Source organism: Microbacterium sp. RD1 (genome assembly GCF_052220165.1).
In the GTDB taxonomy this organism is placed as follows: domain Bacteria; phylum Actinomycetota; class Actinomycetes; order Actinomycetales; family Microbacteriaceae; genus Microbacterium.
Map to the genome: position 1 here is coordinate 559,834 of NZ_JBQPOL010000001.1, position 22,236 is coordinate 582,069.

22 protein-coding genes and 1 tRNA gene are annotated in these 22,236 nt (G+C 70.3%); 16 read left to right on the forward strand and 7 right to left on the reverse strand.

The window, feature by feature from the left end; all coding sequences use genetic code 11:
* Nucleotides 1–50: 50 nt before the first annotated feature.
* The 11 genes from ACTU3I_RS02680 (at nucleotide 51) to ACTU3I_RS02730 (ending at nucleotide 9,718) form a co-directional block, all read left to right on the forward strand.
* Nucleotides 51–449 carry a Fur family transcriptional regulator gene (locus ACTU3I_RS02680; RefSeq protein WP_442924066.1) on the forward strand — a complete coding sequence of 133 codons (399 nt, stop codon included), beginning with the start codon at nucleotides 51–53 and terminating at the stop codon, nucleotides 447–449.
* The gene (locus ACTU3I_RS02685; protein WP_442924067.1) at nucleotides 446–1,471 is read left to right on the forward strand and encodes a permease; all 1,026 of its coding nucleotides are present in this window, start codon (nucleotides 446–448) and stop codon (nucleotides 1,469–1,471) included. The genes ACTU3I_RS02680 and ACTU3I_RS02685 overlap by 4 nt, the downstream gene beginning before the upstream one ends.
* Nucleotides 1,472–1,475: 4 nt before the next feature.
* On the forward strand, nucleotides 1,476–2,225 hold the full coding sequence (locus ACTU3I_RS02690; protein WP_442924068.1) for a TIGR03943 family putative permease subunit: 750 nt from the start codon (nucleotides 1,476–1,478) through the stop codon (nucleotides 2,223–2,225).
* The gene (locus tag ACTU3I_RS02695; protein ID WP_442924069.1) at nucleotides 2,215–3,624 is read left to right on the forward strand and encodes a hypothetical protein; all 1,410 of its coding nucleotides are present in this window, start codon (nucleotides 2,215–2,217) and stop codon (nucleotides 3,622–3,624) included. Before ACTU3I_RS02690 ends, ACTU3I_RS02695 begins: the two co-directional genes overlap by 11 nt.
* A complete protein-coding gene (locus ACTU3I_RS02700; RefSeq protein WP_442924070.1) occupies nucleotides 3,621–4,307 on the forward strand; it encodes a DNA-3-methyladenine glycosylase in 687 nt (228 codons plus the stop codon). Before ACTU3I_RS02695 ends, ACTU3I_RS02700 begins: the two co-directional genes overlap by 4 nt.
* Before the next feature lie 42 nt (nucleotides 4,308–4,349).
* Nucleotides 4,350–6,077, forward strand: coding sequence for a cation:proton antiporter (locus ACTU3I_RS02705; protein ID WP_442924071.1), 1,728 nt, complete (start codon nucleotides 4,350–4,352; stop codon nucleotides 6,075–6,077).
* Between the two features lie 155 nt (nucleotides 6,078–6,232).
* The gene (gene rpmB, locus ACTU3I_RS02710) at nucleotides 6,233–6,469 is read left to right on the forward strand and encodes a 50S ribosomal protein L28 (protein WP_168913235.1); all 237 of its coding nucleotides are present in this window, start codon (nucleotides 6,233–6,235) and stop codon (nucleotides 6,467–6,469) included.
* Entirely contained in the window at nucleotides 6,469–6,639 is a 171-nt protein-coding gene (gene rpmG / locus ACTU3I_RS02715; protein ID WP_029145259.1) for a 50S ribosomal protein L33, read from the forward strand. Before rpmB ends, rpmG begins: the two co-directional genes overlap by 1 nt.
* A gap of 4 nt (nucleotides 6,640–6,643) precedes the next feature.
* Complete coding sequence (rpsN, locus tag ACTU3I_RS02720; RefSeq protein ID WP_442924072.1) at nucleotides 6,644–6,949, forward strand: 30S ribosomal protein S14; 306 nt, start codon at nucleotides 6,644–6,646, stop codon at nucleotides 6,947–6,949.
* 424 nt (nucleotides 6,950–7,373) lie between these two features.
* Entirely contained in the window at nucleotides 7,374–7,661 is a 288-nt protein-coding gene (locus tag ACTU3I_RS02725) for an HU family DNA-binding protein (protein ID WP_125133173.1), read from the forward strand.
* An 80-nt stretch (nucleotides 7,662–7,741) separates the two neighbouring features.
* Nucleotides 7,742–9,718, forward strand: a complete 1,977-nt coding sequence (locus tag ACTU3I_RS02730) for a cytochrome c oxidase assembly protein (protein ID WP_442924073.1) — start codon at nucleotides 7,742–7,744, stop codon at nucleotides 9,716–9,718.
* 65 nt (nucleotides 9,719–9,783) lie between these two features.
* Here ACTU3I_RS02730 and ACTU3I_RS02735 read toward each other — a convergent pair whose 3' ends face one another.
* Nucleotides 9,784–10,869, reverse strand: coding sequence for a hypothetical protein (locus ACTU3I_RS02735; RefSeq protein ID WP_442924074.1), 1,086 nt, complete (start codon nucleotides 10,867–10,869; stop codon nucleotides 9,784–9,786).
* 84 nt (nucleotides 10,870–10,953) lie between these two features.
* Between ACTU3I_RS02735 and ACTU3I_RS02740 the strand changes: the two genes are divergently transcribed.
* Nucleotides 10,954–12,312, forward strand: coding sequence for an ATP-dependent DNA helicase (locus tag ACTU3I_RS02740; RefSeq protein WP_442924075.1), 1,359 nt, complete (start codon nucleotides 10,954–10,956; stop codon nucleotides 12,310–12,312).
* Nucleotides 12,313–12,407: 95 nt separating this feature from the next.
* Here the strand turns inward: ACTU3I_RS02740 and ACTU3I_RS02745 are convergent, their stop codons facing one another.
* Together ACTU3I_RS02745 and ACTU3I_RS02750 are read right to left on the reverse strand one after the other, a co-directional pair.
* Nucleotides 12,408–13,061: a biliverdin-producing heme oxygenase gene (locus ACTU3I_RS02745; RefSeq protein ID WP_442924076.1), complete on the reverse strand. Its 654-nt coding sequence runs from the start codon at nucleotides 13,059–13,061 to the stop codon at nucleotides 12,408–12,410.
* Between the two features lie 66 nt (nucleotides 13,062–13,127).
* The gene (locus ACTU3I_RS02750; protein WP_442924077.1) at nucleotides 13,128–13,436 is read right to left on the reverse strand and encodes a DUF2470 domain-containing protein; all 309 of its coding nucleotides are present in this window, start codon (nucleotides 13,434–13,436) and stop codon (nucleotides 13,128–13,130) included.
* Nucleotides 13,437–13,550: 114 nt separating this feature from the next.
* Between ACTU3I_RS02750 and ACTU3I_RS02755 the strand changes: the two genes are divergently transcribed.
* Both ACTU3I_RS02755 and ACTU3I_RS02760 read left to right on the forward strand, forming a co-directional pair.
* Nucleotides 13,551–14,825: a serine hydrolase domain-containing protein gene (locus tag ACTU3I_RS02755; protein WP_442924078.1), complete on the forward strand. Its 1,275-nt coding sequence runs from the start codon at nucleotides 13,551–13,553 to the stop codon at nucleotides 14,823–14,825.
* Nucleotides 14,822–15,721, forward strand: coding sequence for an EamA family transporter (locus ACTU3I_RS02760; RefSeq protein WP_442924079.1), 900 nt, complete (start codon nucleotides 14,822–14,824; stop codon nucleotides 15,719–15,721). Before ACTU3I_RS02755 ends, ACTU3I_RS02760 begins: the two co-directional genes overlap by 4 nt.
* Nucleotides 15,722–15,868: 147 nt before the next feature.
* Here ACTU3I_RS02760 and ACTU3I_RS02765 read toward each other — a convergent pair.
* From ACTU3I_RS02765 to ACTU3I_RS02780, 4 genes are all read right to left on the reverse strand, one after another.
* Nucleotides 15,869–15,939, reverse strand: a tRNA-Gly gene (locus tag ACTU3I_RS02765).
* 119 nt (nucleotides 15,940–16,058) lie between these two features.
* On the reverse strand, nucleotides 16,059–16,940 hold the full coding sequence (locus ACTU3I_RS02770) for an NAD-dependent epimerase/dehydratase family protein (RefSeq protein WP_442924080.1): 882 nt from the start codon (nucleotides 16,938–16,940) through the stop codon (nucleotides 16,059–16,061).
* Between the two features lie 40 nt (nucleotides 16,941–16,980).
* A complete protein-coding gene (locus tag ACTU3I_RS02775) occupies nucleotides 16,981–18,603 on the reverse strand; it encodes an AMP-binding protein (RefSeq protein ID WP_442924081.1) in 1,623 nt (540 codons plus the stop codon).
* 20 nt (nucleotides 18,604–18,623) lie between these two features.
* Complete coding sequence (locus ACTU3I_RS02780) at nucleotides 18,624–19,979, reverse strand: MFS transporter (RefSeq protein ID WP_442924083.1); 1,356 nt, start codon at nucleotides 19,977–19,979, stop codon at nucleotides 18,624–18,626.
* Between the two features lie 284 nt (nucleotides 19,980–20,263).
* Between ACTU3I_RS02780 and ACTU3I_RS02785 the strand changes: the two genes are divergently transcribed.
* Complete coding sequence (locus ACTU3I_RS02785) at nucleotides 20,264–21,688, forward strand: amidohydrolase family protein (RefSeq protein WP_442924084.1); 1,425 nt, start codon at nucleotides 20,264–20,266, stop codon at nucleotides 21,686–21,688.
* A 19-nt stretch (nucleotides 21,689–21,707) separates the two neighbouring features.
* Nucleotides 21,708–22,232: a cupin domain-containing protein gene (locus tag ACTU3I_RS02790; protein ID WP_442924085.1), complete on the forward strand. Its 525-nt coding sequence runs from the start codon at nucleotides 21,708–21,710 to the stop codon at nucleotides 22,230–22,232.
* The last annotated feature ends 4 nt before the right edge of the window (nucleotides 22,233–22,236 follow it).

The following is a 22,236-nucleotide window of genomic DNA, read 5'->3' on the forward strand; positions in this document are numbered from 1 at the left end:
CGAAACCCGCGTCCGGGACGCGCACAGCACCGCTCGGTAGAATCGGCATCATGACCCTCCAGCGCAACACGTGGCAGCGCGAACGCGTGCGCGAGGCGCTGTCGGATGCCGGGGGATTCGTCAGCGCGCAGTCCCTGCATGCCACGCTGCGCGGCGAGAACACCGGCATCGGCCTGGCGACCGTCTACCGCACCCTCGCCGGCATGGCGCAGCAGGGGGAGGCCGACTCGTTGCAGAGCCCCGAGGGGGAGAACCTCTTCCGCGCCTGCTCGTCGACCGGGCATCACCACCACCTCATCTGCCGCTCGTGCGGGCTGACGGTCGAGATCGAGGCCACCGCGGTCGAGCAGTGGGCGCGCAGCACCGCCGCCCAGCACGGCTTCACCGACGCCGAGCACGTGGTCGACATCTTCGGCCGCTGCGCGTCGTGCACCCGCGAGAAGGCGTGACCCAGACCCGCACGGCTCCGGCTCGGCAGCGCTCGCGCGGTCGCGCGCCGCTCTGGCTGGCCGCGGGCGGAGCATCCGTCCTTCTCCTGTTCGCCCTCGACGCCTTCGCTCCGGGTCTGTTCGGCGATGCCCTCCCCACCCGCGCGCAGGACGGTCTCACGCTCGCCGCGAGCGTGCTGCTGGAGTCGCTCCCCTTCGTGGCGCTGGGCGTGGTGCTCTCGATCGTCGTGCAGGTGTGGGTTCCGCCCGGGCTGATCGAACGGTGGATGCCGCGGCGTGCGTGGGCGCGCCGCGCCGTCCTCTCGCTCCTCGGCATGCTCATCCCCGTGTGCGAGTGCGGCAACGTGCCGTTCGCGCGCGGACTGATGATGCGGGGACTGTCGGTGTCGGACACCCTCACGTTCCTCGTCGCGGCGCCCATCGTGAACCCGATCGTGATCCTCACCACGCACGCCGCGTTCGGGTGGAGCGACGGGATCCTCATCGCCCGCCTCGTCGGCGGATATCTCGTGGCGAACCTGATCGGTTGGCTGTACAGCCGCCACCCCGACCCCGACGCGCTCGTCACCGACCGGTTCCGCGACGCGTGCGCGCTGGGCGTGGGAACGGCCGCGACGAGCGGCAGGGCCCGCCGCAGCATCGCGCAGTTCGTCGTCGAGCTCCGCGCGGTCATGCCGGCGCTCGTGATCGGCTCGGCGATCGCCGGCGCCGTGCAGGTGCTCGTGCCGCGCTCGGCGCTCCTCGCGATCGGCTCCGACCCGGCGCTGTCGATCGCCACGATGATCGTGCTCGCCCTGGTCGTGTCGATCTGCTCGAACGTCGATGCGTTCTTCGCCCTGTCGTTCGCCTCGACGTTCACCCCCGGCTCCCTCGTCGCCTTCCTGCTCGTCGGTCCGCTCGTCGACGTGAAGATGCTCGCGCTCCTGCGCACGACCTTCACCACGCGCGTGCTCGTCGGGATGACGCTCATCGTGGTGTCCGCCGCCTTCGCGCTCGGAACGGTGGTGAACCTCCTTGCGTAACCGGATGCTGGGCGCCGTCGCGACGCGCTGGCTCGGCGTGGGACTGGCGACCAGCCTCGCCGTCATCACCCTCGCGCTCGCGCTCACCGGACGGCTGAGCCTGTACCTCAACCCCGACTCCGCATGGTTCGCGGTGGGGATGGCCGCCGTGGTGCTCGTCGGTGCCGTCGCCAGCTTCGCGCTTCCCCTCGGAAGCGAGGAGGATCACGGCCACGATCATGCCCACGACGAGGGCGGGCCGGGGCGACGGATGCGCGCCGGCGCCGTGGCCACCGTCGCCGGCGGCGTCGTCGCATCCGGTGTCGTCGTCGCCCTCCTCGTCACCCCCGCCGCTTCGCTCTCGGCCGATCTCGCGGTCTCTCGCGACATCGGCGCCGCACCCCTGTTCGCGGGAGCCGACGTCATCACGCTCGCCGCATCCGGCGACACGTCGGAGTTCGGCGTGGGGGAGTGGGCGGGCGTGTTCGCCTCGGCGACCGACCCCGACGCCTTCGACGGCGACCCGGTGACCCTCACCGGCTTCGTCACCCCCGGGGACGACGGCGTGTTCGACCTCACGCGACTCGTCATCACGCACTGCGTGATCGATGCGCAGACCGCGAGCCTTCCCGTCTCGGCCGACGCGCGCGCGCCCGAGACGGGCCAGTGGGTCACGATCACCGGAACGGTTCGCGCGGATGCCGACGGTGCGCTGCGCGTGGACGCCGACGAGATCACGCCGATCGACGAGCCGCAGGACCCGTATGAGTACTGACTCGCGCCGCGCCCGCACCCGGCGACGACGGGCGCGCGGGTTCGCGGCGACGTTCGCCGCGTCGCTCGGCGTGCTCGTGCTCGTCGCCACGGTCGGGGCGGCCGTCACCGTCGCTCAGGGACCGCGCATCACTGACGTGCACGTCGATCCGGACGCTGCGGTCGCGGCATCCGGTGCGCGCCTGATCCTCACCACCACCCAGTCGCTGCGCGAGGTCGATGCCGCCGATGTGGAGGTGGAGCCGGAGACACCCTTCACCGTCGACACCTCGGGGCGCAGCGTCGGGCTGCGCTTCACCCTCCCGCTGCGCGACGACACCGATTACACCGTCCGCATCCGCGATGTGCGGGGTGTGGGGGCGGGGCCGCCCGCCACGCTGGAGGAGCGCTTCCGCACGCCCGCGCTCGGAATGTTCCTGCTGCAGCGCGGCACGGACGGCGACACGATCTCCCGCACCGATCTCTCCGGCGACGCGACGCCGGTGTTCACCCACGATCACATCGAGGACTTCCGCGCGACCGGTTCGCACCTCGTCGTCGCCGTGCAGGAGGACGACCGCGACCGCCTCCTCGTCACCGACCTGGGCGGCGGCCACGAGCGCGATCTGCCGCTGCCGGGGGACGGCTTCGTGTCGAATCTGCAGACCGCCGACCGCGGGGAGCGCATCGGCTACACGTACTCCGATGCCGAACTGGGCTCGGGCGGCGGCGTCGAGAGCGCGCTGTTCACCGCCTCCCTCGCCGAGGGTGCGGACGGCGAAGCGCCGACCGCCGTGGCTCTGCCGGGCGAAGACGCGCGCGTGGCGGAGTGGCGGTTCGTGCCCGACACCGACAGCATCCTCGCCCTCACCTTCGACGGGCGCCTGCTCCTGTCGGCAGCCGACGGCGCGGATGCCGCGCCCCTCGGGTCTGCCGTGGGCATCGAGGGCATCGCCCGGGGATCGTCGGAGGCGGTCGTCGAGAGGCCCGACGCCGTGGCGGTGATCGACCTCACCGACGGCTCCGAGCGCACCCTCGTCGAGCCCGCGGAGGGCGCCGGCGTCGCGGGGACGGTCACCCCTGTCCCCGGCGAGGGCGCGGGGACCATCCGCCGCTTCGCGGAGGTCAGCGACACCAGCGCGGTGCTCGGCACGCGGGTCGCGCACGTCGGCGACGACGGCGCGGTCTCGGTGCTCGCCGAGTTCGGCCCGGATGACGCCGTCCTGCAGACGTGCGTCTCACCGAGCGGACGATACGCCGCGCTGCTGATCGCCCCCGACGCCGCCGCGAACCCGTACGACCGGTACCGCCTCCCCCTTCCCGAGCGGCTCGAGACCCGCATCCTCGAGATCGCCACCGGCGACGAGGTCGTCGGTCTCGGCGGGTTCGACGTGTCGTGGTGCCAGGAGCCGCCGTCATGAACGCGTACCGCGCCGTGACTCGGCACGACCTGCTGGCGCTGCCGCTCGAGGTGGCTCCGCTCCTCCTCGGCGCGCGCCTGACCACCGTCGTGGCCGGAGAGACTGTCGTGCTGCGGCTGACCGAGGTCGAGGCGTACCACGGTCTGGGAACGGGCGACCGCGCCGATCCGGGCTCCCACGCCCGCAGCGGCCCGACGAGGCGCAACGCGACAATGTGGGGGGAGCCGGGTCACCTGTACGTGTACCTCAGCCACGGCATCCACTCGTGCGTGAACGTCGTGTGCGGTCCCGACGGGGTGGCCGGCGGGATCCTGCTGCGCGCGGGCGAAGTGCTCGAGGGCGTGGAGATCGCCACGCGCCGCCGCGTGGAGCGCCGCGGCGTCGTCCGCACGCTGCGCGATCTCGCCCGCGGTCCCGGCCGGCTCGGCGACGCGGTGGGGCTGCGGCATCCGGTGCACGACGGCATCGATGTCGTCGGCGGGGAGCCGCTCGCGGGGGCCGTCGCGTCGCTCGAGCTGCTCGTCGACCCCCTCGGCGAGGTCGCGGCCGGTCCGCGGGTGGGCGTCGCGGGCGTCGCCGGAACTTCGGCCTTCCCGTGGCGATTCTGGATCCCCGGCGACCCGACCGTGTCGCCGTTTCGCTGGGGCCGCGGCGCCGAGGAGGCCGGCCGGACCTTTCGCTGACCCCCGAAGATAGGGCTGACCCTCGAAGATAGGCTGGACGCGATGGAACTGGGCGTATACGCGGTCGTGGCGGTAGCCGTGATCGTGGGTGTCGCCGCCTTCGCGAAGAAGCTCGGCATCGCCGCGCCCATCATCCTCGTCGTCGTCGGAGTCGGGTTGTCCTACCTCCCCGGCGTCCCCGACATCGAGGTGCCGCACGAGATCATCCTCGACGGGCTGCTCCCGCCGATCCTCTACGCGGCAGCGATCAGCGTGCCGATCATCGACTTCCGGCGCAACCTGGCGCCGATCGCGAGCCTGTCGGTCGTCCTCGTCATCGTCACCGCGTTCGCGACGGGGGTGCTGCTGTTCTTCCTGCTTCCCGACCTGAACTTCGCCGCGGCGGTGGCGCTCGGGGCGATCATCAGCCCTCCGGATGCGGTGGCCGCGACCTCGATCGGTCGCCGGCTGGGGTTGCCGCCGCGCCTGCTGACCCTCCTCGAAGGCGAGGGCCTCGTCAACGATGCGACCGCGCTGGTGTTGCTGCGCTCGGCCGTCGCCGCGGCAGCGGGCGCCCTCGCGTCGCCGTGGGCGGGAGTGCTCGACTTCTTCTACGCCGTCGTCGTGGCAGTCGTCGTGGGTCTCGTCGCCGGCTGGGTCACGGTGTGGGTGCGCTCGAAGCTGAGCGACCCGGTGCTCGACACCGCACTGTCGTTGGCGGTGCCGTTCGTGGCCTTCATGCCGGCCGAGCAGCTCGGAGCATCCGGGATCCTCGCCGTGGTGGTAGCCGGGCTCTACACCGGGCATGCGGCGCCGGCGAAGTTCTCGCCGCAGTCGCGCATCTCCGACCGCATCAACTGGCGCACCATCCAGTTCCTGCTCGAGAACGGCGTCTTCCTCCTCATCGGGCTGGAGATCCGCACGCTCATCGAGCACGTGGATCCCGAGATCCTGGGCGTGTGGGACTCGATCGGCATCGGCCTCCTGGCCACCCTCGCGCTCATCGCCATCCGCTACCTGTGGATCGGACCGCTCGTCTACGCCCTCGGCACGCGGGCGCGGCGAGCGGAGAGGCGCACGTATCAGGCGCTGCTCGCGCTCTACTACTACCGCACCCACCCGACGACATCCCGGCGGGAGGCGCTCGCACGCAACCGACTCGAGCGCGATTACACGCGGCGCCGCGCCGACCTGGAGACACAGCGGCAGGAGCGCATCGATTGGCGCGGCGGCGTCGTCCTGGGGTGGTCGGGGATGCGCGGCGTCGTGACGCTCGCCGCGGCCCAGTCGCTCCCCCACGACACGCCCTACCGCCCGCAGCTCGTCCTCATCGCCTTCACCGTGGCGGTCGTCAGCATCGTCTTGCAGGGCGGCACCCTCCCCTGGCTCATCAAGATGCTCGGAGTGCAGGGGATCGACGCGCAGGACGATCGCCGCGAGTTCGCGCAGCTGCTGGAGACCCTCAGCACGGCCGGACTCCAGGCGCTGGACGAGGAGGTGACGTTGCGCGGGGACGACGTCGACCCCGAGGTCGTCGAGCGTGCGCGGCAGTCATCGTTCCTGAACACCGAGGCGGCGTGGGAGCGGGCGGGTCGCCGTGGCGCCGTCAGCGACACACCGCACCGCGTCTTCCGCGAGCTCCGGCTCGCGATCGTCGCCGCCGAGCGCGAGAAGATGCTCGAGCTGCGCGCATCCGGGGTCTACCCGTCGCGGATCCTCGCCGAGGCGCAGATCATGCTCGATCAGGAGGAGACGCGCCTGCAGCGTCGACCGGGCGGCGCCGGGCACTGATCCCGGACATGCTAGGCTGAATCTTTGTCTGCGCGCACTCCAGCACGCAGTTCGCGCCCGTCGTCCGGTTCCCGAGCTCATCGAGGGCCGGAGGGTGCAGACAAGGGATCTTGGGTGAGGCCGTCCGGCCTCACGGTACAGAAGGAGACATCACCATGGCTGCAGTGTGCCAGGTGACTGGAGCGGTTCCCGGCTTCGGTCACAACATCTCGCACTCGCACCGACGGACGAAGCGCCGCTTCGACCCGAACGTGCAGAAGAAGACCTACTTCGTTCCGTCGCTGGGTCGCAACATCAAGCTCAACGTCTCGGCGAAGGGCATGAAGGTCATTGACGCTCGCGGCATCGAGTCCGTCGTGAAGGACCTCCTCGCGAAGGGTGTGAAGCTCTAATGGCGAAGAAGGCTCAGGACGTCCGTCCGATCATCAAGCTGCGCTCGACCGCCGGCACGGGGTACACCTACGTGACGCGCAAGAACCGCCGCAACAACCCCGACCGCATCGTGCTGAAGAAGTACGACCCGGTCGTCCGCAAGCACGTCGAATTCCGAGAGGAGCGCTGATCTCATGGCCAAGAAGAGCAAGATCGCGCGCAACGAACAGCGCAAGGTGGTCGTTGAGCGCTACGCCGCCCAGCGTGCCGAACTGAAGAAGGCGCTGGTCGACCCGGCCTCGACCGACGAGCAGCGCGAAGCCGCTCGCGTGGGCCTGCAGAAGCTGCCTCGCAACGCCTCGCCCGTGCGCGTGCGCAGCCGTGACGCCATCGACGGCCGCCCCCGTGGCGTGCTGACGAAGTTCGGCATCTCGCGTGTGCGTTTCCGCGACATGGCGCACCGCGGGGAGCTCCCCGGCGTGACCAAGTCGAGCTGGTAAGCCAGCACGCATAGGGCACTGTCGAGCTGGTAAGCCAGCACGTATAGGGCACTGTCGAGCTGGTAAGCCAGCACGCATCCGTCGAAGGGGCGGGGGTTCTCCGGAACCCCCGCCCCTTTCGCGTCCGCTCGTGCCGAACTCCTCAAATTCCCGCCGATTTCCGCCCGAGGAGGGCGGCGCGTGCACTTATCGGTCCGATCTTGAGGAGTTCCGGCGCCGCGACGCGTCGCCCCGGTGCCGCCTCAGACGCCTCAGCAGTCACATTCCCGCGCGACACGCCGCCAGATCGGGCCCGAACGGCCCAAAATCCGCGGAATTCCGCGGCTCTGTTGATATGTTCAAGGCGGTCGATCCGACCACCCGGGGGTAAACCCCGTCCGATGTAACGAAAGGCGGCCGCTCGGCCGCCTGGGAGGACAACCGAATGGCTGACAAGTCCATCACCAAGACCGAACTCGTCGCGAGCATTGCGAGCGCAACGGGTCAGAGCCAGTCCGCCGTGTCGGGCGTGCTCGACTCCCTCTTCTCCACCGTCTCCGAGGCGGTCGCCAAGGGCAGCAAGGTCTCGATCCCCGGCTGGATCGCTTTCGAGCAGGTCGAGACGTCGGCTCGCACCGGCCGCAACCCGCAGACGGGCGAGGAGATCGCCATCCCCGCGGGCAAGCGCGTGAAGGTGACCGCGGGCTCCAAGCTCAAGGCTGCCGTCAAGTAACGACGCGAAGCTTCGAAGGGGGGATGCTGCGGCATCCCCCCTTCCCCGTTTCCCCAGCCGCGCCCGCATAGGCTTGAGCGGTGAACCCCCGTCTGCTGCGCCTGGCCGGCCCCGCGATCCTCGCGGTCGTCGCCGTCGCCGTGCTCGTCTGGGGACTCGCCTACGGCGGCGGAGCGACGCCCCTGGTTCTCGGTGACCCCGGGCCGGTCGTCCGCTGGGGACTGCCCGTCGCGACCCTCGCCGTGAACCTCACGGCCGCCGGGATGATCGGCTCCCTGGTGCTCGCGCTGTACGCGCTGCCGGGCGAGAGCCGCGCGTTCGACGTCGCCCTCGACACCGCATCGGTCAGCGCTGCACTGTTCACCGCCTCCGCCGCGCTGACCGGATTCCTGACGTTCGTGAACACCATGAACGCCGCGCCCAGCGCCGACGCGGTGTTCGGGCAGCAGCTGGGCCGCTTTCTCGTCGAGGTCGAGCTCGGCCGGGCGTGGCTGCTCACCACGATCGCCGGGGCGCTCCTGACGGTGCTCACCTTCGCGGTGCGCGCCTGGACGCCGACGCTGTTCGTCGCGATCCTCGCCGTGGCCGCCCTCATCCCCATGGGAACGCAGGGCCATTCGGGCGAGGAGGCCAACCACACCGCCGCCGTCACGGCGCTCGTCCTGCACATCCTCGGGGCAGCGGTATGGCTCGGCGGTCTGGTGCTGCTCGTGGTCATCCGGCCCGTCCTCGAGCGCAAGACCCTGGCCGACGTGCTGCTGCGCTATTCGACCCTCGCGCTGATCGCCTTCATCGTCGTCGCGATCTCCGGCACGGTGCGTGCATCGATCGGCCTCGGCGGGTGGGGTGCGCTCGCGTCGCCGTACGGCGTGCTGGTGCTGGTCAAGGTGCTCGCGCTCCTGGCGCTGGGCCTTCTCGGCGCGTGGTATCGCGGACGGCTGATCGGCCGCATCCGCGACGACGATGCGGCGCGGCGGTTCTGGGGCCTCGTGCTGCTGGAGCTGGCGTTCATGGGCATCGCCAGCGGTGCCGCGGCGGCTCTCGCGCGCACGCCGCCCCCGGCGTCGCTGAACGCCCCGATCCTCGGCACACCGGCCGAGATCCTCACCGGCGCACCGCTTCCGCCGGAGCTGACCGTCGAGCGCTGGTTCACCGCGTGGGACATCGACCTGCTGTGGCTTCTCGTCGCGGCGTTCGGCACCTTCTTCTACCTGGCGGGCGTGTGGCGTCTGCGCCTCCGCGGCGACGCGTGGCCGGTCTACCGCACGGTGCTGTGGATCGCCGGGATGCTGCTGCTCTTCTGGGTGACCAGCGGCCCGATCAACGCGTACCAGGATTACCTGTTCAGCATGCACATGGTGGGGCACATGCTCCTCACGATGGCGATCCCGCTGCTGCTCGTTCCCGGTGCGCCGGTGACCCTGGCCGCCCGCGCCATCCGAAAGCGCGAGGACGGCAGTCGCGGCGGGCGCGAGTGGATCCTCTGGGCCGTGCACAGCCCGGCCGCCCGCGTGCTGACGAATCCGTACGTCGCTGCGGGGCTGTTCATCGGATCGCTCTGGCTCTTCTACTACACCGACCTCTTCCGCTGGTCGCTGTACGACCACATCGGCCACGTCTGGATGGTGTCGCACTTCCTCATCACCGGCTACCTCTTCGTCCTGTCGCTCATCGGGATCGACCCGGTGCCCTACCGACTCCCGTACGCCCTGCGTCTGCTCGTTCTCATCGCGGTCATGGCGATGCACGCGTTCTTCGGCATCGCGATCATGATGCAGAGCGGTCTCATGATCGCCGAATGGTTCGGCGCGATGGGGCGCGCCTGGGGTGCGACCCCCCTCGAGGATCAATACGTCGGCGGCGGCGTGGCGTGGTCGATCGGCGAGATCCCGACGCTCATCCTCGCGATCACGGTGGCGATCCAGTGGAGCCGGTCGGATGAGCGCACGCAGCGGCGCCGCGACCGTCAGGCAGACCGCTCGGGCGACGCCGAACTCGCCGAGTACAACGCGCGCCTGGCCGCGCTCGCCGAGCGCGACACCCGCGCCCGCCGCTGACCAGCCCCGATCGCCCGTTCCTCGTATAGGCGCCCGCCGCTGGCGATCCCCATGTGGGCGAGGGGCTAGGAGTTGCCGCCCGACACCTGGATCGAGGCGGTGCCGTCGGGGAGCACGGTGATCGTGCCGGCGACGAGGAACGGCACGTCCTCCGACACCGTGCGCACCGAACCGTCGAACAGCGACCGGATGTCGACATCGATGTGTGCGACCGCGTCGGCGGCGAGGATCTTCCACCCCGCCCCGTCGGGCTCGACCTGCACGACCGGCGGCTGGACGATCGACCACGCCGGCACGTTCACGATGCGGTTGCGCACCTGGTAGCCGAACGGGCACCCTGTCGGCTGGAGCACCTCCTGCGTCGCGCAGTCGGCGAGGAATTGATTCACCTGCTCCTGCACCACGCCGACGAACTCCTCGGTGGGCTCGGCCTGGATGTCGACGGGGATGTCGGCACGCGGGGCATCCGCCAGCACGGCGACGCCCGGCGTGGCCGAGATGGGCGTCTCGACCGCGACGGAGTAGAGGCCGGGGGAGAAGACCAGGAGCGGCACCGGCGCGAGCGGATCGGCCTCGGCGCCGGCGGCGGAGACCTGTCGCTTGTCCATCTCGAAGCCGTTCACCTCGAAGCGCATCGAGCCGCGCACGGTGAGGTCCATGACGGCGAGCGGGCTGACGGCGAACCGCCAGCGGGGGAGGATGCCGACCCACCCGTCCTGCTTCACCGCGAACGTCGTCGTCCCCTCGTGTCCACCGGCCTCGTACGACAGCGTGACGCGGGTGGTGTCGCCCTTCGATTCCTCCGACATCGCCTCGACATCGGTCAGCGGACGCAGGGCCGCCGACCGCAGCAGGGCGTCGGATGCCGTGGCCGGCAGGCCCGCCGCCTCCAGCTCGGTCGGTGTCAGCGCCACGCCGGGCACGACCCGCGCGTCGGCGGCGGCGCCGTCGCGGAGGAGCTCGACGTACCGCAGCACGAACGCGGTGGGGCTGTAGAACTCGCGATACAGCGCCGCGCCTCCGGCCGCGAACGCTGCGATCAGCAGAGCCCCGACGATCGCCAGCAGCACCAGGTCGCGCGCGAGACGCCGCCGCCCGCGGGCGGCACGGGACGTGGCCGGGGTCGGCGTCGCTGCGAGCGGGTCGTCCACATCCTCAGTCTAGAAACTCCGCCGCGAAACGCTGCACCGGGGAGGCGGGCCACGCCGCTGCGCCGGCCGAACTAGCATGATGCGGTGAGCACGCCCGCCCTCTCCGCCGAGCAGGAGGCGCTTTTCCGGCTCATCGAAGACACCCGCGAGCACGTGTTCGTCACCGGCCGCGCGGGGACCGGCAAGTCCACCCTGCTCCAGCACCTCGCGTGGAACACCTCGAAGCAGATCGCCGTGTGCGCACCGACGGGGGTGGCGGCCCTCAACGTCGAGGGCCAGACGATCCACTCCCTGTTCCGCCTGCCGATCGGACTCATCGCGACGGGGCAGATCGAGCAGTCGGATGCCACCCGCAAGCTCCTCAACGCCATCGACACGCTCGTGATCGACGAGATATCCATGGTCAACGCCGACCTGATGGACGGCATCGACCGTTCGCTCCGGCAGGCGCGGGGCCGCCGAGCCGAGCCGTTCGGCGGGGTTCAGATCGTCATGTTCGGCGACCCGTATCAGCTGGCGCCGGTTCCGCCCCGCGGTGACGAGATGCGCTACATCCGCGACCACTACCGCTCGTTCTGGTTCTTCGACGCCAAGGTCTGGACGGGCGGCGAGGCGACCGACGGCGTGCTCGATATCGGCTCCCACGGCGCAGGGCTGCACGTGCGGGAGCTCGCCGAAATCCATCGCCAGTCCGATCCGGCCTTCAAGGCGCTGCTGAACGCGGTGCGCCACGGCCAGGTCACGGCCGAGATGGCGGGCGTGCTCAACGGGGCGGGCGCCCGGACTCCGCCCGACCCCGCCGACGGGGAGCATCCGATCATCACCCTCGCCACCCGCAACGACATCGTGAACACGATCAACCGGCGTCACCTCGATGCGCTGGGCGGGCGGATGCAGACCGCCGCCGCCGAGATCAGCGGCGACTTCGGCCGCGGCGAGGGCAACTACCCCGCCGATCAGGAGTTGAAGCTGAAGGTCGGCGCGCAGGTGATGTTCCTCCGCAACGACACGGCGACCTTCGGCGAGGCGCCGCGATGGGTCAACGGCACCATCGGCACGGTCACCCGCATCGCGGGCGGCACCGTGCGCGTCGACGTGGACGGTACCGAGCACGACGTCGAGCCGGCGGTGTGGGAGAGGTTCCGCTACGCGTACGACCCCGGCACCAAGACACTGTCCCGCGACATCGTGGCCGAGTTCACGCAGTTCCCGCTGCGCCTGGCGTGGGCGGTCACCATCCACAAGTCCCAGGGCAAGACGTACGAGCGGGCCGTCGTGGACCTGGGGTCGGGCGCCTTCGCACCCGGGCAGACCTATGTCGCGCTCAGCCGGTTGACCTCGCTCGACGGGCTGTATCTGTCGCGGCCCCTGCGCCCGAGCGACATCCGCGTCGACCCCGATGTGCAGCGCTTTATGGGCAGCGCCCTCCGCTCGCGTCTCTGACGCTGCGGCACCCCCTCGAGGGGTCGCGACACGCGGCAGCGCCGGGCCTCTACCCCACACGACGCGACCCCTCGCGAGGCCGGACCCGGATGCGGTCAGGCGACGGCGCTGGCCTTCGCGCGTCCGAGATCCTCGAACAGCTCGGTGTTGAAGCGGTAGGCCACGAGCACCTCGTCGATCACCCGCTCCCGCTCCGCCTCGTCCCACGGCGCCGCATCCAGCTGCTCGCGGTACACCGCCTTGAACGAGCTCGGGTCGGCGATGTCGTCGAAGAGGTAGAAGCCCACCCCGTTGGTCTCGAAGCCGAAGCGACGCTGCATGAGGCGGCCGATGAACTGTCCCCCCGACAGGTCTCCGAGGTATCGCGTGTAGTGGTGCGCCACGAAGCCGCCGGCCCAGGTGCGTCCGACGGCGCGGATGCGGTCGACGTAACGCTGGGTGGTCGGAAGCGCCTCGATGCGTTCGCGCCAGTCGGGTCCGACGAGGAACTCCAGATCGGCTTCGAGGGCGGGGAGGCGGGTGAGCTTGTCGGAGATGAACACCGCCGCGATGGCGTCGTGACTCATCCGCTCGGCGGCCTCTTCGAGGGCGTCGTAGATGAACCAGTGCTGGGCGACCAGGGCGACATAGTCGTCGCGGGTCCCCTCGCCCTTCATCAGATCCGTCATGAAGCCGGAATGCTCGCTCGAGGTGTGCGCGGCGCTGGAGCGCTCGCGCAGCGCGGCGGAAAAGGAGGCGATCTCGGGCATACGCGTCATCATAGGGGAAAAGTTAGGTAACCCTAACCCCTGATCTCGTCGTCCGTCAGTCGCGCGTCAGTCGTGCGGCCGTGGCGGGACCCCGAGTCGTCGGCACGCCTCGTCGTACAGCGCCACGATCTCGCGCCGCACCTCGCGTCGCTCGGTGATCGCGCCTCCCGGCCACGGAACCCGCAGTGCGCTCTCCCTACCCGCCGCGTCGATGACCGCCCACTCGCCGCCGTCGCCGTCGAAACCTGTCATGGTCGCCGACTGCGCGGTCGCCGCCCCGAACGCACGGGCGATCAGCAGGTTGTCGTCGCGGTGGTCGGCGTTCATGTGGCCGAGCACGCCGGCGCGGGCGGCGTCGTCGAAGTTGTGCGGCATGGGGCACAGCCTAGAGAACCCGACGAGCGCAATCCTTCCGGGGTGCTCCGGCGGGTGTGTTTGAATTCATGTGCGCGTCATCCGGCGCCGGCTCGAATTCCCCGGGGGGTGAGGATGCCGATCCATCGTCGTCGCGGCCTCGTGGCCGCCGCCACCGGTGTGGCGGCGCTGCTGGCGGTACTGACCGGATGCTCCGCACCGCAGTCGGTCGAGATCGATCTGCCGCCGCAGGTCGAGGGCGCTCTGCCCGACGAGACGCTGCAGCAGCTCGAGGCCGCGGTCACCAGCGCCATGGGCGCCACCGGGGCCTCGGGGGCGATCGTCGGCGTGTGGGTCCCGTGGAGCGGCAGCTGGGTCACCGGAATGGGGACGCAGGGGACCGACGGCGAAGCGGTCGACGTCGAGATGGCCTTCCGCGCGGCGGATGTCACTCGCGCGATGACCTGCGACGTGCTCTTCCAGGTCGCCGCCGAGGGCACGGTCGACCTCGACGATGCGGTCACCGAATGGGTGAACGGCTTTCCCGACCTCGACGAGGTGACGCTGCAGCAGCTGTGCGACGGCACCGCCGGCATGGGCTCGTATGCGCCGTATCTGCAGGCGCAGTTCCTGACCAACCCGGCGCGGGAGTGGGACCCGCGTGAGCTGGCCGGCTACGGCATGTCGCAGGAGCGCACGACGCCGGGCGCCGCCTTCCGCGACTCCGACGCCGGGTACCTTCTGCTGGGAGCAGCCCTCGAGCGCGCGACCGGCGAGAGCATGTCGGCGCTGATCTCCGAGCACGTCGCCCAGCCGCTCGACCTCCAGGCGACCTCGCTTCCCTCGCGCAAGGCGGCGCCGCCGTCCGACGGGCCCACGCTGCACGGGCACTGGTCGACGGCGGATGCCGCCGGCGTTTGGAACTGCGCGGAGCCGCCGGACATGACCACGCTGTCGGCGAGCATGGGCGGCGCCGACTCGGGCGCCGTGACCGACATCCGCGACCTCGGCAGGTACGTGCAGGCGCTGGCCACGCAGGCTCTCACCCCGGATGCCGCCGACCGCTTCTCGTCGCCGTTGCCGGTCGCACCCGATCAGCCGACGTGGTTCACGGCGGCCGGCGGCGCGTACCAGGCGGGATCACTCATCGGCCAGTTCGGCTCGATCCCCGGCTATATCACGGCCGCGTTCGCCGACCCCGAGACCGGCCTCACCGTCGCCGTCGTGCTCAACAACTCCGGCGCGAACGCCGCGATCGGAGGGTGGCTCGCCTGGGAGCTGGCGGCGATCGCCTCGAAGGCTCCCGCGGCATCCGGCCAGACCGCCCCGGCCGCCGGGCTTCCCTGGACGGCGCAGCAGTACCACGACGCGATCCTCGCCAACGCGATCTGCGCCCCGCCCGCCGCGTGAGTGCCGCTCCGGCTCGAAGCGGAGCCAGCGCAGCCGTCCTGCTCGTCCTGGGAGGACTGGCGTGCCAGGAGGTGGGCGCGTCGCTCGCTGTCATGCTCTTCCCGGAGACCGGGCCGCTCGGCATGGTCATGATGCGCCTGGTGTTCTCGGCGGTGATCCTGCTGCTCATCGCCCGCCCGCGGCTACGCGGACACTCGCGCGCGGCGTGGACGTCGGTGGGGCTGTTCGGGCTCGTCCTCGCCCTCATGAACGGCCTGTTCTACCTCGCCCTCGAGAGGCTCCCTCTCGGGGTCACGGTCACGATCGAGGTGCTGGGCCCCCTCACGCTGTCGATCGTCGCGAGCCGGCGCGCATCCGCCCTGGTGTGGGCCGGCCTCGCGCTGGCGGGCGTGGCCGCTCTCGGGGGCGGCGGATGGGAGCGGCTCGATCTCGTCGGCGTGCTCTTCGCTCTCGGCGCCGCTGTCGCGTGGGCGGGCTACATCCTCGCGTCCTCGCGCGTGGGTCGCGAGTTCCCCCGCCTCGACGGCCTGGCCCTCGCGATGGCCCTCGGCGCCGTGCTGTCGCTGCCCTTCGGCATCGCGGATGCGGGCGCCGCGCTGCTGCGCGCGGATCTGCTCGCGATCGGTGCGGCGGTGGCGATCCTGTCGTCGACCGTGCCGTACGCCTTAGAACTCATCGCCCTGCGGCGACTGCCGGCGGCGGCGTTCGCCATCCTCATGAGCCTCGGCCCCGCCACGGCGTCCCTCGCCGGCTTCCTGCTGCTCGGGCAGCACCTGGCGTGGCTCGAGATCCTGGGGATCGCCCTCGTCATCCTCGCGAGCATCGGCGCCGTGCGGGCCGCGCGGCCTCCCCGCGGTGCCTCACCCGACGAGCCGCTCGCCGAGCCGCTCGGCTGAGTCGCTCGGTTGGGGCCGCTCGGCTGGGGCTGCGGCATCCGCATTCGTCGAGAGTGCATCGCCTCGGCGAATCCGCACCGTATCTCGTGCACTCTCGGTGAGACGATGCGCGCTCGGCGGGCGGGGGCGCACCCGAGGGGCGGAGAGAGGGGCTGACGGGAATCGAACCCGCGCTGTCTGCTTGGGAAGCAGAAGTTCTGCCATTGAACTACAGCCCCGTGCGGCCTTTCGGCGCCCGGCCAGCATAACAGCGCCGTCGCGTGCCCCGAGACGGGGGTGGCCCGATGCTGCTCCCCGTGACGCCGAAGGCCCCGGACGCCTATCCGTCGGGCCGTGCTCAGCGGTCGAAGTAGCCGGGCGTCGCCAGATCCTCCAGCAGCGACGGACCGGAGGGGCTCCATCCGGTCCACTCTCGGGTGCGCGCGCTCGAGGCGGGCGCATCGGCCGCAGCGAAGTCCGCGAGCCAGCCGAAGTGCTCGCGTGGGCGCGACTGCACGGGAACATCGAGGGCCCGGCCGATCGCGGTCGCGATGTCGCGGAAGGCGATGGCCTCCTCCGCGCTGGCGGTGTAGGCCCGCGACGAGGCGCCGGATCGCAGAGCGAGGGCGTACAGTCTGCCGGCATCCGAGACGTGCACCGCCGGCCAGCGGTTGGAACCGTCGCCGATGTAAGCGGAGACCCCGGTCTCGAGCGCGAGATCGGCGAGAAGACGCATGAACATCCGATCTCCCCTCCCGTGCACCGTCGTGGCGAGGCGCACCGAACTGATGCGCACACCGCGGTCGGTGAGCGACGCCGCGACCACATCGTTCTTGCGCGCGAAGCCGGTCCCCGTCCTCGGAGGGAGGTCGGCCTCCGTCACCACCTCGCCCGGCTTGATCAACGCCAGCCCGCTCGAGATGAGCAGGGGCTTGCCGGTGCCGATGAGCGCCCCGCCCATCGCTTCGATGGCCCTGCCCTCCTGCTCGGCGCTGTCGGCGAAATGCGCGAAGTCGTGATCGAACGCGAGGTGGATCACGGCCTCCGAGCGCGCTGCGGCGTCAGCGAGCAGATCGAGATCGTCGAGCGACCCGTGGAGGACGTCCGTGCCCTTCTCGGCGAGGGCGGCAGCGCTCGAGCCCGATCGCGCCAGCGCGAGCACCTCGTAGCCGGCTTCCAGCAGGCCGGTCACGGCTCCGCTTCCCACCCATCCCGTGCCGCCGGTGACGAATACACGCATGCTGCCTCCTCGTTGTCGCTCGATGCCGGACGCTCCGGCGTCATCCTGCCGCCATTGCGGCCAGCTCCTCCTCGGTCAGACTGCGGAGCACGAACCGCTGCACCTTCCCGCTCGGGGTCTTGGGCAGCGCGTCCACGACGTGCACGCGGCGCGGATAGGCGTGCGCCCCGTACTGCGTGCGCACCGCGCGCTGCAATCGCTCTGTGAGCTCATCGCGGGGGACGGTGTCGTCGACGACCACGAACGCTTCCACCACTTCGCCACGGACCTCGTCCGGCCGGCCCACGGTGGCGGCCTCCACCACTCCCGGCTGGGAGGTGAGGACGCTCTCGATATCGAAGGGAGCGATGCGGTACCCGGCCGCGAGGATGACATCGTCGTCGCGCGAGGCGAAGAAGAAGTCGCTGCCCTCACTGCGCCCGACGTCGCCAGTGAGGTACCAGCCCGCGTCGGGCGTGAACCGCTCCCGCGTCTGCGTCGGCCCGTCCACGTACCCGCGGAACCACATCAGCGGACTCTCGCGAACCGAGAGCACGATCGCGTCTCCCGCAGTCCCGCCCGTGAAGCCGGGCAGAGCCTGTCCCATCGATCCCGGGCGCACGTCGCGACGAAGCGCGGGATTCCACGCGTTCACGATCCCCATGCCCTGCTCGGTTTGTCCCCACTGATCGCGCACCTCGATGCCGAGGGCGCGCGGTGCCCAGGCCACCACATCCGGAGTGAGCGGTTCCCCCGCGGAGGAAGCGACGCGAAGAGGACGGCGGAGCGTCACGCCCTCCTTCTTCATCGCTCGGTATGCGGTCGGCGAGGCCGTGAAGTTCGTGACCCCGAGTTCGTCGATGGCGCGCGCCGTGCGGGCGGCGGAGAATCCACCTGCGAGCAGGACGTTCGGGACGCCGAGTGCCAACGGGGCGACGATGCCGTAGTAGAGTCCGTACGCCCAGCCAGGATCGGCGGCGTTCCAGTACACGTCGTCCCCGCGCAGGTCGAGCCCGTATCTCACGTATGAGAGGAAGGCTCCGACCGCGAAGCCGGGCACTCCGACGCCCTTCGGCGTGCCCGTGGTGCCAGAGGTGTACAGCTGGATGAACAGACCCTCCGAACCCACACGTGCGCTGGAGGGGAGAAGCGGGTGCTCTCTCATCAAGGTGTCGAGCCGCTGTCCGGCGACGATCACTTCCGTCTCGATGCCGTCCAGTTTGTCGAGCTGGTCGGGATCGGCGATGACCAGCGCCGCGGACGCGCCAGTGAGGCGCTGTGCGATGGCGGGACCGGCGAAGGCGGTGAAGAGCGGGACATGCACGGCCCCCAGGCGCCAGAGCGCGACGAGGACGACGGGAAGCTGCCGGCTCTTTGCCATGAGCACGCCGACCCGGTCCCCCTCTCCCACGCCCTGAGCGCGCAATGCGGAGGCAAGCCGACGGGACTGCTCGCTCAGCTCCCCGAAGGTGAGCCGCTCGACGGTGAAGTCTTCGTCGACACACACGAATGCCGTGGCGTCCGCGGGATGCGCGTCGCAGAGGATCTCCGCGATGCTCAGCTGCGGATCGGAGAACCGGGTGCGGAGGGCTTCCACGTCCGCGACGACCTCCGGAATCCGCAGCCACGGCGCGGGAGCGGCGACCGGCTCCGGGCCCGCCCCAGGGTGGCGGATGGCGCTCATCGTCATGGTCGTTCTCCTGCTCACGCCACCGGACGCGCGGGCTCGGGGTCCACGGCGTCCCCGCGGACCGACGCCCCCGCGCCCAGGTAGAGACGCACGCGCGTCACGATGAACGCCGAGAGGAACGAGATGGCGCACGCCGCGAGCACGATCAGAAGCGGTGCGCTGGTACCGCCCACGGCGATGAGCGGGGCGAGGCTCAGCGGCAGAACGCCTCCGAAGATCGCCACGCCGACGTTGTAGGGGATCGAGTACCCGATCTGTCTCACCGCGGTGGGAAACAGCGATGAGAGGAGTCCGGGGACGACCGCGACGAACGAGGCGACCCCGACCGCCGCCGGCACCGATGCGACGAGCAGAAGCGGGGAGTCGGCGGGGATGAGGGGGAGGGTGAGGAAGAGGACGACGGAAGTGACCGTGGCGACCACTCCGCCGACGGCGAAGAGGCTGCGCCATCCGAAGCGGTCGGAGAACTTGCCCCACAGCGGCAGGGCGATCATCGCGCCGGCGATCGCCAGGAGACTGCTTCCCAGCGCCACGCCGGCCGAGTGACCGAGGTTCACCTGCAGGTACGTCGGCCAGTACTGGAAGAAGATCACGTTGATGATCGAAAGGGCGGCGAGCAGGAGGAAGCCGAACGCCACGGCGCCGGGATGTTCGCGGAGCACCACCTTGATGGAGCCCTGACGTCCGCGGACGACCTCCGGGGCGTCGGACTTCTCGAGCTTCTCGAAGCCGGGCGTCTCGTCCAGGCGACGACGCAGGTAAAGCGCGATCAATCCGAGCACGCCGCCCAGGAGGAACGGCAGACGCCAATCCAACGACGGGATCCCCGGAAAGACGTGAGTGGCCAGGAAGCTCGCGAGCAGCGCGACAGCGGCGCCCAGGAGGAACCCGCCGTAAGACCACGCCTGGAGGTAGGCACCCGAGAACCCGACCCGTCGGGGGCCGGCGAACTCCGAGACGAACACCGCGGCAGTCGGGAGCTCTCCGCCGACCGCGCATCCTTGGAGGAGTCGCATGAGCAACAGCAGTGCCGGAGCGAGCCATCCGACGGTCTCATACGTCGGGAGGACTCCGATTCCGAACGTCGCGAGCGACATGAGAGCCAGTGTGAACAGGAAGATCTTGCGGCGTCCGATCCGGTCCGACAGGCGGGACATGAAGATGCCGGCGAGCGGCCTGGCGACGAAGCCGACCGAGTAGATCGCGAACGTCTGGACCAGCCGAAGAGTCTCCGGGATGTCCGCGGGGAAGAACGCCTGGCTGATGGCTGCGGCGACGAATGTGTACGCCACGAAGTCGTAGTACTCGAGCGTCGCCCCGAGCGACGCCAGACGTCGATTCTTGGTCTCGCTCCGTGTCGCAGGATTCATCGCTTCTCCTCGCTGATCATGATGACTGCCGGCGCGCCTCTGTCGTCTTCGACCTGGCGCCGGGCTGCACTCAGTGTGGGACCCGCACGCGTGCCCGGGCCAATACCGGTTGCGAATCCCGCCCATGCCGCAACGGCATGCGAGAGCGGATTCCTCCTGGCGATGTGCGGCATCGCCGATCGCTATGGGCATCCCCGCGCGGATGCGCCCCCGGCGTCTGTAGCATCCCAACTCGATGCCTCAGTCGGCGGACGACGAAGCCGCGGGCGGTCAGGAACAGAGCAATGACACACCAAGCGGGCGCAGACGCCGGCGCGGCAGCACTCGACGCGCTGATACAGCGGCATGCCGCGCAGCAACAGGTCGGCCGGGATGAGACGATCCTCCTCAAGGGCGGCAGCATCCTGTCCATGGACCCGGCGGTGGGAGACTTCGCCGTCGGCGACGTCCTGGTCAAGGGCGGCCGCATCGCACAGGTCGGGCCCTCGATCGACGCTCCGGAAGCCGTCACGATCGATGCGACGGACCGCATCGTGATGCCGGGTTTCGCCGACCCGCACATCCACTGCTGGGAAGGCGCGTTCGGTCGGCTCATCCCCGAGAACGTGCCGCAGACCACGGCCGATCCGATCAGCGGCGCGCCCTCGTCGAGCCGTAGCTACATGAACGTCGCCCACCGGATGCTGGCCCCCGCCATGGAACCGGACGACATCTACGCCGGCACGCTCCTCACGCTGCTCAACGCGCTCGAGGGCGGCATCACGACGGTCGTGGACAACATGCACAACGCGCGCTCTCCCGAGCACTCGGATGCGAGTATCCGTGCGCTCAAGGACTCCGGCGTTCGGGGCGTGCACGCGGTGGGGGCACCGAGATCCGGGACGTGGGACGAGCAGTTCCCGGGCGACGTCCACCGCATCCGTGCCGAGCACTTCTCCAGCGACGACCAGCTGTGCACGCTGCGGCTCTATGCGGTGGGCTTCGATGATCTCGCCGACCTGATACCTGTGCGTCGCGACCTCGATCTGTGGATCTCGTTCGACAGCGGTATCGAGCGGCAGGACCTCCCGAAGCTGTACGCCGACGGATGGCTCGACGGCCGCGAAGCGATCAATCACGCCAACCTCCTCTCCGCCGACCAGCGGCAGGTGCTGATCGACCGCGGCGCGCAGGTCAACGTGTGCCCTCGCATCGAGACGCAGTTCCGCTACGGCCGGATCCCGTACACCGAGTGGGCGCAGCAAGGCCTTCGACCCGGGATCAGCAACGACAACCCGATGACCTACGGCATCGACATGTTCTCTGAGATGCGCGCTCTGTACCTCACCCAGCGGTTGGACGAGCATCGGGGCGGCCCGCGTGCCGCATCGCTGCGCGACATTCTCGCCTCCGCGACCCAAGCGGGTGCCGACAACGCCGGGCTGGGCGGAGTCACCGGGTCCATCACCCCCGGAAAACAGGCTGACCTCGTCCTGTTGGACACCAGCGGTCTTCGGCTGTTCCCGCGCAACAACGTGCTGTGCTCCGTGGTCCAGGCAGCCGACATCGGTTCGGTCGACACCGTGTTCGTCGGCGGTCGCATCGCGAAGTGGCAGGGGCGGATGCTCGGGGTCGACGTCGCGCGTGTCCGCAGGCTGGCGGAGGAATCGCACCACCGCCTGCTGTCCAGGGTCGACTGGCCACACGACTTCATCGACTTCGACGACTGAGCAGCGAAAGGACCGACGGATGGGGTTTCAGTTCCGGCGCGTGGTGACCGGCCACGACGAAGAGGGCAGAGCGATCGTGCGCTCCGATGCGCTCGTCGCATCCGAGCCGCGAGGCCCGGGGTACGAGGCGAACGTCGCGTGGTGCACGAGCCGATTTCCTCCCCGCAACGATGAGGCGCTGTTCGATGACGGCGTCCCGGGGCCCCGCGGGACGCGGGTGCTGGTGCGGATGGGCGAGCTCATCCCAGGGGAGTCCGACGTTCCGAGCATGCATCGCACCGAGACACAGGACATCGCCGTGGTGCTCGCCGGGACGCTCGACCTCGTGCTGGACAGCGGCGAGGTGGTGGAGAGTCTCGGCCCGGGCGACCTCGTCGTCCAGCGCGGCACCATGCACCAGTGGGTCGCACGCGGAGAAGAGCCGGTGCGCGTGCTGTTCGTCCTCATGGACTCCGAGCCGGTGAAGGCCGGAAGCCGCGTGCTCTCCGAGGACCTGTCGGTGTTCGACGGGCGTATCTCGCCCATGCCCGGCGCCGGAAGGTAGTGCG